Annotated in this window: 9 protein-coding genes; all 9 read right to left on the bottom strand. The window is 53.5% G+C overall.

Translation table 11 applies throughout. The features are described 5' to 3' along the window. Positions 1-6 precede the first annotated feature (6 nt). A complete protein-coding gene (locus HFD94_RS03265) occupies positions 7-1,422 on the bottom strand; it encodes a mannose-1-phosphate guanylyltransferase/mannose-6-phosphate isomerase (RefSeq protein ID WP_122888695.1) in 1,416 nt (471 codons plus the stop codon). A 547-nt stretch (positions 1,423-1,969) separates the two neighbouring features. After that, positions 1,970-2,983 (bottom strand): UDP-glucose 4-epimerase GalE, encoded by a 1,014-nt coding sequence (galE, locus tag HFD94_RS03260; protein WP_010670976.1) that lies wholly within the window; start codon positions 2,981-2,983, stop codon positions 1,970-1,972. A gap of 42 nt (positions 2,984-3,025) precedes the next feature. Continuing rightward, positions 3,026-3,928, bottom strand: a complete 903-nt coding sequence (gene galF / locus HFD94_RS03255) for a UTP--glucose-1-phosphate uridylyltransferase GalF (protein ID WP_010248118.1) — start codon at positions 3,926-3,928, stop codon at positions 3,026-3,028. 278 nt (positions 3,929-4,206) lie between these two features. Continuing rightward, positions 4,207-5,547, bottom strand: coding sequence for a lipopolysaccharide biosynthesis protein (locus tag HFD94_RS03250; RefSeq protein WP_010248120.1), 1,341 nt, complete (start codon positions 5,545-5,547; stop codon positions 4,207-4,209). Continuing rightward, the gene (locus HFD94_RS03245; RefSeq protein ID WP_010248122.1) at positions 5,544-6,767 is read right to left on the bottom strand and encodes a glycosyltransferase; all 1,224 of its coding nucleotides are present in this window, start codon (positions 6,765-6,767) and stop codon (positions 5,544-5,546) included. Before HFD94_RS03245 ends, HFD94_RS03250 begins: the two co-directional genes overlap by 4 nt. Positions 6,768-6,771: 4 nt before the next feature. Then, positions 6,772-8,034 carry a colanic acid biosynthesis pyruvyl transferase WcaK gene (gene wcaK, locus HFD94_RS03240; protein WP_010248124.1) on the bottom strand — a complete coding sequence of 421 codons (1,263 nt, stop codon included), beginning with the start codon at positions 8,032-8,034 and terminating at the stop codon, positions 6,772-6,774. A gap of 159 nt (positions 8,035-8,193) precedes the next feature. Continuing rightward, positions 8,194-10,410, bottom strand: coding sequence for a phage tailspike protein (locus HFD94_RS03235; RefSeq protein WP_122888694.1), 2,217 nt, complete (start codon positions 10,408-10,410; stop codon positions 8,194-8,196). 82 nt (positions 10,411-10,492) lie between these two features. After that, positions 10,493-11,527: a glycosyltransferase gene (locus HFD94_RS03230; RefSeq protein WP_010670977.1), complete on the bottom strand. Its 1,035-nt coding sequence runs from the start codon at positions 11,525-11,527 to the stop codon at positions 10,493-10,495. A 46-nt stretch (positions 11,528-11,573) separates the two neighbouring features. Beyond that, the gene (locus HFD94_RS03225) at positions 11,574-12,326 is read right to left on the bottom strand and encodes a glycosyltransferase family 2 protein (RefSeq protein ID WP_010670978.1); all 753 of its coding nucleotides are present in this window, start codon (positions 12,324-12,326) and stop codon (positions 11,574-11,576) included. Positions 12,327-12,354 lie beyond the last annotated feature (28 nt).

Below are 12,354 nucleotides of genomic sequence, written 5' to 3'. Positions count from 1 at the left end.
CTGTCCTTACTTACTTGCAAACTGTTGTTTAATCAAAATGAGGTCGTCATCACCAAGGTAAGAACCCGACTGGATTTCCAGAAGTTCCAGGGGAATTTTGCCTGGATTTTCTAACGTATGCGGGTGACCGATTGGAATAAAGGTTGACTGGTTTTCTGTCAGCAGCAGGGTTTTATCCTGAATAGTGACTTTCGCTGTGCCTGAGAGGATCACCCAGTGTTCGGTGCGGTGATAATGCATCTGCAGTTCGAAGGCTTCACCCGGCTTAACCGTGATGCGGTTAACGTTGAAGCGGCCAGTGTTAACCACCAGATCGCAACGTCCCCATGGCCAGTAAGTTTCACGATGGCGGCGATATTCGCTGCGGCACTCGTTTTTCAGGAACTCAACCACCCGCTTAACATCCTGTACCTGGTCTTTACGTGCAACCAGCACAGCATCTTTGGTGTTCACAATGACCAGGTTTTCAACGCCGATGGCGGCAACCAGTTGATCTTCACTGTTGATGTAGCAGTTTTTGGTGTTGTGCAGGAAGGTATCGCCCTTCAGCGAGTTGCCGTGAGCGTCTTTGTCGTTTACTTCCCACAGTGCAGACCATGAACCGACATCACTCCATCCGGCTGCCAGCGGGACGACCACAGCGGCATCGGTCTGTTCCATTACTGCGTAATCCACTGACTCGTCAGGACAGGCGATAAAATCATCTTTATCAATACTGATGAAATCATTCCCTTCTTTCACGTTAGCCATGGCGCGACGGCAGGCTTCCAGAATATCCGGACGGAATTTCTCCAGCTCCTGCAGATAGCGTTTAGCCCGGAACATGAACATGCCACTGTTCCAGTAGTATTCACCGGACTCAAGATACTGCTCAGCGGTGCTCTGATTCGGTTTTTCAACAAAGCGCTGAACCTGATAAGGGCCGCTTTCTGCGCCTGGCAGTGCTTCGCCACGCTGAATGTAGCCATAGCCGGTTTCCGGACCGGTTGGCACAATACCAAAAGTCACCAGCTTGCCCTGTTTGGCATAGGCGGTGGCGACTTTGATAGCCTGATGAAACGCAGCACGGTCTTCAATCACGTGATCGGCGGCCAGCACCAGCAGAACCGGATCATCACCCTGCTCTACGGCGTTCAGCGCAGCCAGCGCGATGGCCGGAGCAGTGTTACGCCCTACCGGTTCGAGAATGATGTTATGGGATAGCTTGTTAATTTGTCGCAACTGCTCGGCAACCAGGAAACGATGTTCCTCGTTACAGATGACCATCGGTGCACGCGCTTCGACACCGCTCAGACGATTAACCGTCTCCTGCAGCATGGAGTGCTCACCGTGCAGACAGATGAACTGTTTTGGGTAAAGTTCGCGGGAAAGGGGCCATAAGCGGCTGCCGGTTCCTCCGGCCATGATTACGGGAAGTAACATTCCACATCCTCTAACAAATTTAAACATGCTATGCATATAAGCGGGTCAATTTTTATTCATTATGAATAAACAGCCACGCTACCGCCCCTGGCTTGCAGCAACCAATGCGCTGTGTGATAGGAATCTTACCTTCACAGGTTAGCTTGTCGATGCGCTGATTATATTTTATTCAATCGCATACGGGTTCCGGGATAACACCAAATAGTACATTTTGTGCGGCAAAAATAATATGCCTAATCTTTCATTGCCACTGACAAAACTTAAGAGTGACTAAACATTGATCTCATCCTGCATGAGTAAATGTAATCACTGGCAAAACAGCATAGTAGCGTATGAGGAATCGCGCTTTGCGCCTCTTCACACAGTCGGATTAGCCGCTATTGTGATTAAACGCTATAGAAGCCAGACCAGGATAATTCCGTATTAAGTCATCAGTCAGTCACAATCTGGCATTGAGGTGAGGAGAGTGAGCAGGAATATGCAATTTCTCTTAATGCAGGCACAAAAAAACCCGGCCTGAGCCGGGTTTTTTTTATTTCATCGCAGACTACCGAAACCCATCGGGGTTCTTGCTCTGCCAGTTCCACGTATCGCGCATCATCTCATCGATGCCGCGCGTCACGCGCCAGTCGAGCGTGGTGTTTGCCAGTGACGCATCGGCCCAGAACGCAGGCAGGTCGCCATCGCGACGTGGCTTGATCTCAAACGGGATCGCCTTGCCGGACGCCTTCTCAAACGCTTTGATCATCTCCAGCACCGAGAAGCCTTTGCCGCCGCCCAGGTTAAAGGCGGTGTAGCCCTCAACTTTGCTCAGATAATCCAGCGCTTTCAGATGCCCTTCCGCCAGGTCAACGACATGGATGTAGTCACGCAGACAGGTGCCGTCTGGCGTATCGTAATCACCGCCAAACACGCCCAGCTTCTCCAGACGGCCAATCGCAACCTGTGCAATGTACGGCAGCAGGTTGTTTGGGATGCCCGCCGGATCTTCACCGATTTCGCCTGACTCATGCGCGCCCACCGGATTGAAGTAACGCAGCGCAATCGCCTTGAACTTCGGCTCAGCTTTGGCGAAGTCGCGCATCACGAATTCGGTCATCAGCTTAGAGGTGCCGTATGGACTGGTGGTGCCGCCAATCGGCGTGGTCTCAACGTAAGGAACCGGGGCATCTGCGCCATAAACTGTTGCTGATGAACTGAAGATGAAGTTCCAGACGCCGGCATCACGCATCTCTTCCAGCAGCACCACGGTGCCCGCGACGTTGTTCTCGTAGTACTCCAGCGGCATACGCGTAGATTCACCGACGGCTTTAAGCGCAGCAAAGTGGATCACGGCTGAAATGCTGTTGGATGCAAACAGGTCACGCAGACAGGCGCGATCACGGATATCGCCTTCAACGAAGGTCGCTTTTTTGCCTGCCAGTTTCTCAACGCGGTTAATCGCTTCGCGTGAGGCATTGCAGAGGTTATCCAGAACCACAACATCATCACCGCGCTGCAACAGCGCCAGTACCGTATGGGAGCCGATATACCCTGCTCCGCCCGTGACTAAAATTGCCATGTGAGCTCCTTTCAATCTGCCGCGCAGGACGCGGCAGATAAATTACTGTTGTTTTGCGAGGATGGTCTGGATAGCTTCGCGGAAATCGCGACCCTGCGCGTTGCTGCGCAGGCCGTAAGAGACAAACGCCTGCATGTAACCGAGCTTACGACCGCAGTCAAAACTGTGGCCGGTCAGCAGCGAAACATCAACGGTTTTATGTTTGCTCAGGCTGGCGATGGCATCAGTCAGCTGGATACGGCCCCACGCGCCTGGCTCAGTGCGCTCCAGTTCGGCCCAGATATCAGCAGAGAGGACATAGCGGCCTACCGCAGCCAGGTCAGAATTCAGTCCGGCGGTATCTTCAGGCTTCTCAACGAAATCGGTAATGGTGCTGATGTCGCCAGGGTGATCAATCGGCTCTGCAGTGGTGATTACCGAGTACTCAGTGAGATTGGACGCGGGCATATGCTGCGCCAGGACCTGGCTGTGGCCGGTCTCTTCAAAACGGGCAACCATTGCTGCGAGGTTGTAACGCATGTGGTCAGCGGTGGAGTCATCCAGCAGGACGTCTGGCAGCACGACCACAAACGGATTATCACCGATCATCGGACGGGCACAGAGAATCGAGTGACCCAGGCCCAGCGGCTGCGCCTGGCGCACGTTCATGATGGTTACGCCTGGCGGGCAGATAGACTGCACTTCGCTCAGCAGCTGACGCTTCACGCGCGCTTCAAGCAGCGCTTCGAGCTCATAGGTGGTGTCGAAGTGGTTTTCTACGGCATTTTTCGATGCATGCGTGACCAGCACAATCTCTTTAATACCCGCGGCAACACACTCGTCAATGATGTACTGGATCATCGGTTTGTCGACGACAGGCAGCATCTCTTTCGGAATGGCTTTAGTCGCAGGGAGCATATGCATACCGAGGCCCGCAACCGGGATTACTGCTTTAAGCTTGGTCATATTTATTCCGTTTAATAAAATGAAGATGTGGGTCGATTATGCAGGATCGGCCGGAAGAGCAAGTATAATCTTTATCTGAAAATCGGACAGTAACTCTCTGTCATAACTTGGAAATTCGGCATTTTGCCCATTGCCAGCAACGGCATAAACTGAATAAAGACAATCAGTAATCGAATATCGCCTCTGTTATTTCAACCCCTGGTCGCCGCACGGCTGAGACCAGCCATAAATGAAAACGGGCGACCCTGAGGCCGCCCGTTGATATAACGCAATTGTGATTACAACCAGCCTTCAAACCACTCTGGCATCACAAACAGATTAAAGTGATTGACCAGCAGCATTATGCCGACAAATACCACCGACACCGCCACCCACTGCCGGGCATAAGGGATAAACCGAATGCCAATTACCGGCTTGATAAAGAACGGATGAGCCAGTGCCGAGATCAGAATCTGCGAGATGGAAAGCGTCAGCGCCACATAGAGCACGTTCGGCCAGATAAAGGTGGTTGCCAGCACCGCCAGAACCACAATACTCGCCACGATGTTCCAGTAGAACTCAACGTTGGTCCGTCCGTTGGCCTGGGAAATCGCTCCGGTCAGTCCGCCCATCGGCCGCAGCATACCAAACAGCAGCATCAGCGGAATCAGATGATAGACCTGCTCGTGGGATGCGCCGTAGAGCACACGAACGATAACCGGCGAGAAGATGCCAATCACCAGGTACATCGCGCTGCTGAACAGCATGATCCCCAGCGTGCCTTTGAGGAACAGCTTCTTCAACTGCTCGGCATCGTGCTGCTTCTCTGCAAAGCGCGGCAGTGCCAGACGGTTAATCACCGGCGTCACCAGCTTCAGCGGTTGCAGCACCAGCTCTTTCGCCAGCGAGTAGACACCCAGCATCTCTGCGCCCATCACTTTACCGACCACCAGCGCATCGGCCTGGGTTCGCAGCTGGTTAATGGTCTGCGAGCCGAGCTGATAACTGCCGTAGCGAATCGCGCCAATAAAAGTCGCTTTATCGAACTCCCAGGTCGGACGCCACGACTTCTCACCCAGCGCAATCATGCAGAGGATGCGGGTAAAGGCGTTGATAAACAGACCAAGAATCGCCGCCGCTACGGTGAGCGAGGTGAACTCCAGCATCGCCACCACACAGAGGAAGGCAAACAGCTTGGTGCCCATCTCAATCTTCGCCAGCGAAACCATCCGCTTGGTTTTGATGTAGTGCGCCTGATACTGCGACAGATGCCCCAGCACCAGGAAGTTGAGGCTGGTCAGCATGATCAGACCCACCAGCTCCGGCAGGTGATAGAACCAGGAGACCGGGAAGGCGATCAGCAGCATGATCAGGCCAGTACACAAGCTGAGTGAGACGTTCACCCAGTAGATAGTGCTCTGCTCACGACGGGTAATGTTCTGGCGATGCACCAGATAACTGCTCATCCCCATATCCTGCAGCACACCCGCCACCGCCAGGATGGCGTTGATGATGGCTAACAGACCCAGCTCGTGGGTTTCCAGTTTGCGGGCGAGAAAGCTTAGCTGTGCAACCTGCAGCACTGCCGAGAAGCAGGTGCTGCCGAACAGCCAAATCGCCTGTGACTTAAATCCACTCACACCAGTCGCTCCAGAATCTGTGCCAGTTCGCCGTAGGCGATATGCTGATTAAATTCAGTCTCAACTTTGTGACGGGCGGCCGCGACCACGGGCGCCACATCCACTTCACCCTGAGAGAGCTTCAGCAGCGTCTCCGCCAGCGCCTCAGGATCGTCCTCTTCCACCAGCCAGCCAGATACGTTGTTTTCGATCAGCTCCGGAATGCCGCTGTGGAAGGTTGAGACCACCGGCAGGCCGACCGCCATCGCCTCCATCAGTGCAACCGGAATACCTTCCATATCGCCATCTGCGGCGGTTTTGGAGGGCAGCAGGAAGATGTCAGCCTCACTCAGCGCGCGACGGATCTCCTCCTGCGGTTTAAAGCCCGGCATGCTGACGCAATCTTCCATCCCCTCGCGGGCGATGAAATCACGCATCATCTCATCCTGATCGCCGTTACCGATAATGGTGTACTGAAACTGACCGCCACGCTGCTTCAGGATGGCGCTGGCTTTGACCGCCACATCCAGCCCTTTCTTCTCGGTCAGACGAGCCACCGAAACGATACGCAGCGGCGTCTGAAACGCCTGGCGCGGCTGGAAGTTAAACTTCTCCGGCTCAATGCCCATACGCGTAACGTGAATTTTTTCCGGCGGGCAGCCCATCTCAATCAGCTTATTCTTCCACAGATTGCTGATAGGCAGCATCAGCTCACTCTGGCGGAACAGATTCACATAGTCGAGTTTGTGCTCTTCCAGAATGTGACGACGGGAAATATCGGCGCCGTGAAACACGGTCGCCTGTTTACCCTTGAGCACGCCCAGCTCACGCAGCTTGTTCGCCAGCGCACCGGCATAGCCGAAATGCACCAGGAAAACATCTGCGGTGAAGGTCTGTTTAGCATTCGCCACAATCGACGGCAGCAGCAGTTTGCTGGACTGTGCGCCATAACGGCGCACATTCAGCGAACGCAGCAGCGACGGCTTCGTCACTTTTGGCAGCACCAGCTTGATACGCTGGTTCAGCTTATCGACAATCGAGATCTTCTCTTCCGGCAGCAGATAATGCGTCTTCGCCGCCAGACCATACTCATCAAAAGCGGCATGCCGGTTCACTAAATCGCCGGGAAAGACTGAAATAATCTCCACCTCGTAACCGGCATCAATAAAGTGGGTTACCTGATTTAATACGAATGTCTCAGAGGCAACCGGGAAACGCATGGTGAAAAAAGTCAGTTTCATCACATTACCCTAATACTTTGAGAATCTCTTCAGTGATCCGGTTGCCAATTTCCCTTTCATTCGCAACGGCCGTGTCGACCTTGAGCTTGATGTTGTCGTAATCGGCAAGCACAGTTTTCACCTTGTCGATTAGCGAGCCATCCATCAGGCTTTTCACATCGGTTGCCATCTGCGGCAGACCAAGCTGGTTCATCACACCCATCGACTTGTGCTCGTAGTTAATCGCCACAGCCGGGGTGCCAAAGTTCATGGAGATAATCGCCGAGTGCAGGCGGGTACCAATGGTCAGATGACAATGATTCAGCAGGATGCCCAGTTCCAGGTCATTAAACTCATCCATAATGACATGGTAATGTTCAGGCTGCGTCACGTGGTCACGCAGGGTCAGTGCAACCATGCGGTCATCTTTGGCATAGCTGTCGATGCCGGTACAGGTTGAGAACGCCACAACCTGATAGCCTTCAGCAATCATGGCATTGATCACCCGGCCAAATGCCGCTTCATACTCTTTCTGCGTCACACCCAGACGTTTATCAAACGGTGCCAGTTCACGCACGGTGATCGCGATGGTTTTACGGCCATCGATAATGCCCTGCCAGTAGAGCAGGTTATGGCTCGGATTTTCGACTTCGCGTGCGCGCACCAGGAAAGCGGTATCAACGCCAGACGCGACTTTAGAACTGGTCACGCCATCGCGCTTCATCAGGTCAAGACTGACCGATTCACGCAGCACCAGGCTGTCGACCCGATCAAAGACAAAGTTTGCCAGCGCATTGACGCGCGGGTTCTGGAACGGCCCCACCGAGTGACCGATCAGGTAGATCGGCTTTTTCGCCATCAGTGCACAGAGGGCATGGTCAAACTGGGTCACACCATAGAGGTCAACGAAGAACGATCCGCCAACCTGAATAATCGCATCATATTTTGCCAGACTGTCAGTAAACGCTTTCAGGTGCGGGGGTACAGCGAACGACTTAAAGATCCCGCCCTTGCCCAGATGCGCCATCATGATATCAGGCATCAGGCGGTTCGCGACTTTACGCTTGAACGAACCGACCAGACCTTTGCCTGATTTGCTGTTGTGCAGATACAGCGCATCCTGCTTAATATCCTGCTGAAGCAGATAACCGGAGCTGGTTGGATAACGGCTTATAACATCAATTTCTAAATCACTGCGTGCAGACTTCATTGAATCAATCAGTCCACGAAGAATCGCGCCATCCCCGCGATTTCCACACGTATGGTTACCCACCAATAAAATTTTCATAACAACTCCGAATGAATTTTTTTAATTCTGTAAGCCGCCCAGATCCGCAATGGGCAAAATGAACTCTGTTTAAAGTAATGCTTTACGGGATAACGCACCCAAAGGTAGTGCTCCTGTTAAAACCGGCCGCCTCCATTGTGGCGGCCGTGATGCAAGGTGTTACGACTTGATTGCGAAGTAAGGCAGTGCGACCTGTTTGCCGTTGATCACGACGGAAACAAAACCTTCTGGCTTGCTGGTATCGACCTGTTCGGCGGAGAGCGGACGGGAAGCCATCAGCAGGTCGCCCTGTTCATTAGCGCCCACGCCCGCTTTGCCGTTGTGCAGGCTGAAGCGCTGCGGCGCGCGTTTAGTCGCGTCGCCCGCCGGAGGATTGCCCTTCTCCATCTTCGCGTTAACGCGCGCACAGCGACCGGTGACAAAGCGATCTTTACCGGTGGTTTTCACCAGCACGGCCACCGACGGCGTCCAGCCCGCCAGTTTGACGAAGATGCGGACATCGGTGTCATGCTCAGCCACATAGCGCACATCGACAATCGGGCTGCTGCCTTCGGCCGACCAGCTCGCTTCAGAGCGATCTTTTTTGCGCTGTACATGGATCATCGCGCGGCCACCGGTGGTCTTGTCACCGATCAGGTCCATCAGCGGCTTATCGCCACTGCCGTTGCTGAACTGCGACTGACCAAAAATTTCGATCTCCCACGAATCACCCACCGTCGGGGAGTAGAGGCTGCCGAGATCAAACCAGGTTTCCTGATTCGTGTTGTTCTCTAAACGCCAGCGCGAGGTAATGTAGTTGTACTTCAGGCTGCCATCGAGCGCGACGCCATAGGACTCCACGCGGGTCGATCCCATCTCCCAGATGCTGAGCAGACGGTCGCCCTGCATGGAGTTGTCGATCCAGCTGCCCGACTGCAGGCTGGTCTGGCGCATATTCAGGCGCGTGTTATGCGCGATCAGCGGATTCTTACAATCTTCCAGGCTCAGCGCATCGACAATCCACTGACCGTTGGAGAGATCGCCCGGGTTATCACAATGCTCAATCCAGCCGTTATGGATAATCGACTGGCCGCAGCGCGGCAGGTTGAGGACTTTGCCACCACGACAGTACTGCGCATTGAAGTTCGACAGCTCAATCGCGGTGCTGTGGTCCCATTTGCCCTGCTTCTGACCTGACCAGCCCGATTTGATCACATCGCCGCTGCAGCGTGAGGCGTACCACTGGTCGATTTTACAATCGAGGGTATCCTGCAGGCTGATAGCGGTGCCGCCGACTGCGTTAAAGCGCAGGCAGGCACCACGGAAATATTGTCCGCCAGGGCAATTGTTATGGAAAAAGCCCTGCTTGTTGGGGCTTTTATCGCTGTTGCCGTTAAAGTTCAGGTTGGAAAGCTCAACCCGACGGGCATTCATCTCAAAGACGAACTCTGACTTACCATCCGAGACAATCGTGGTCGCCGGGAAGTAGCCGAAGTTTACCATCGCACCGGACATGCGGAAGAAGTTGAGATACTTATCGCCAAGGTTACAGGCTGAGACCATGAAGGTACCGGCCGGGAACTGGACGCAGATCTGCTGGTTAGCCTGCTGTGACCACTGGAACATCGCCATAATGGCGGGTGCCGTATCGGTTTTGCCATCGGCAATCGCACCGAAATCAAACAGGGTCAGGCGGTTAAAATCGTCTACCACGCGACGCCAGGAAAAGCCCTCACCGGCAAAGTTCACGCCGCCATCATTCTGCGCGGGCTGGAAGCTGCCGACAAACTCGCCGCCGCCGACTTCCCGTCCTTCATGCCAGCTTTTCAGCTTAACCTTGGCCCCTTCAAACAGCGGACGGGTTTTGCGTAACTCCGCTACGGACGGGATCTCACCAATCAGCTGATAACCTGCTGGCTGCGCCAGACGCTGGCTGAAATCTGCAGCGCCCGGACGGCTGACATCTGCGATGTTGAACAGCGTCTGACCGCTACTGTCCTCGACTGCCATCGAATGCGACGGATTGGCAATCAGCGCAGCATTGTCCTGAATAAACTGGGCAAAGTTACCTTTGTTCAGCGCGATAGGCTGAGCAATCTCCGACACTTTGCCGCTGGCATCACGCAGGAAGACCGGGATCTGGTTGCCCGGTTTGCTGGCATCTGCACCTGCTTTACCAATCCAGAGTTTGCCTTCAAAACCCTGCCAGAACTGCGGTGGCATGGCGTAGACATTTTCCGGGGTCAGAATTGGCACGTCGCCTTTAGGCACGTCAGTGGCATCAACCGGCTTCAGGGCGATACCGTTACTTTTTGCAGCGTAGCTGGAAAAGGTGCTCACGGAGAGAGCCCCCACCAGAGCGGAGGCGGCGGTCTGTAAAACTTCTCTTCTTTTCATGCATCAATTCCCGTAGTCAATAAGGCCATTGGCCATGGCGGTGTCCCTGAGGCACGTCGCAAGTGAGCTTTTCCAGCTCCGGTTAAACCAGTGACAGCCAGCTTTGCTTAATCTGATTACCGTCGAATTTCAGCGCGGTCTGTTTCGTTTTTTCGCTCATGGCATAGAACAGCGCGTCATCGCTGGCGAGCTGCTCCATTCGGGCCAGAAACGTGGCTTTGTCGTTCATCGGAACCAGGAAACCATCTTCACCGTGATTGATGATCTCCTGTGGACCGGTCGGGCAGTCATATGCCACTACCGGCAGTGACCAGGATTTTGCTTCCAGCAGCACCAGTGGCAATCCTTCATAGCGCGAGGTCATCAGCGCCATATCGCTGTCGCGATAGTAGTCGTTGATATTGCTGACCTTACCGACAAACTTCACGCTGTCGGTGATGCCCAGCACCGCCGCCTGGTCATGCAGTTGCTGACGCAGTTCACCGTCACCGGCAATCACCAGCGTCCAGTCAGGATGGCTGCGGGCGAAGTCGCGCCAGATATCCAGCATCAGGTCAAAGCCCTTCTGGTTATCCAGACGGCCTACGGCCAGCGCCTGGCGATGACGGGTCTGGCGCTGATAGTCTTTGTAAACCACCGGGTTGGGGATTTGCTTGCTGGGAATGCGCCAGCGGCTGAACACCTGATGATCTTTGTCGGTCAGAACAATCACGCGGTCGTAGTAGCGCAGCAGCAGAAACTTGAGGAACTTAATCGGTTTGCTGAAGGAGTTAATGGCGATGTGTTCGCAGGCGTAGGCTTTGCCCCGCTTCTTCTTCATCGCCAGCAGATTCCAGAAAGCGAACATCACGCTCAGGCGACCCATGCTGATCAGGAAGACGGTATCGAAACCCTCTTCGTGAATCCGGGCAACCGCGCTTTTGATCGGATTGCTCTGCCCTTCAAAGCTGACGATCTGTTTGACGTGCTCAAACGGGTAAAAGGTTTTTCCACTGCCTTCCAGCGAGTAGATGGTGACTTCATGGGTCTCGCCAAGACACTCTGACATGAAGTTACAGATGTTCTCGGTGCCCGCATACGAATAAGCATCTTTGATCACCAGGACAATTTTTTTCATGAAACGCTATCCACCTCAAATTTTAAAGACAATCCTGCCGACAGGCTTAACGATGCTTAAGGGTAAACAGCACACCATTCACCATATACCAGGCGTAATAGTAATAGATTTTTAAAGGATTGTTTTTATAGATAATTCTTAATAATTCAAGGTGCCACTGGGCCGCTTTGTTCTTATTACGGGAAAGGGAATCGCCTAATTCGTAATAGTTGACCAGAATCGTCTGAATTACGCGTGCCTGCTTATAGCGGGTGAATAATTCATACAAAAACAGGAAATCTTCGTGGCCTTTGCGCTGGAAGAAAAGCCCCTGCGGCGGACGGCGGAAACAGACGGAGGAGAAGCAGACGCGATACTGCTTCTTCACAAAGTTTTCCTGCTGCAGGTAAGGTTTGCCGTAGGTAATGTCGTGCTCAGCCTTGCGGGTTTTATAGTGATATTCGGTAATCACAAAATCATCGCCGGCCGCAATGGCAGCAACCTGCTGGGTCAGCTTATCCGCATGCCACTCATCGTCGCTGTCGAGAAAGGCGATAATCTCTTCAGTGGCCGCGCGCAGCCCGACGTTACGGGTTTCTGCTGCGCCCATGTTGACCGCGTTATCCAGAATGGTAATGCGCGGATCCTGACAATGCTCACGCACAAATTCCAGCGAGTCATCGGTCGATTTATCGTTGACCAGATAGAGATGCCAGTCGGTATAGTGCTGATTGATAACCGATTGCACCGCGCGTAACACCGTCTGACGTGCATTATACATAGGCATGACAATGCCAACGGTTCCAACAGAAGTATTCATCTTCAACCCTGAATTAATCGTAAAAAGA

Origin of the sequence: Pantoea sp. EKM20T, from assembly GCF_011800485.1 — a bacterium.
Taxonomy (GTDB): domain Bacteria; phylum Pseudomonadota; class Gammaproteobacteria; order Enterobacterales; family Enterobacteriaceae; genus Pantoea; species Pantoea agglomerans.
The sequence above is the reverse complement of the archived record's forward strand: the minus strand, read 5'-3'. Positions and strand labels throughout refer to the sequence as shown.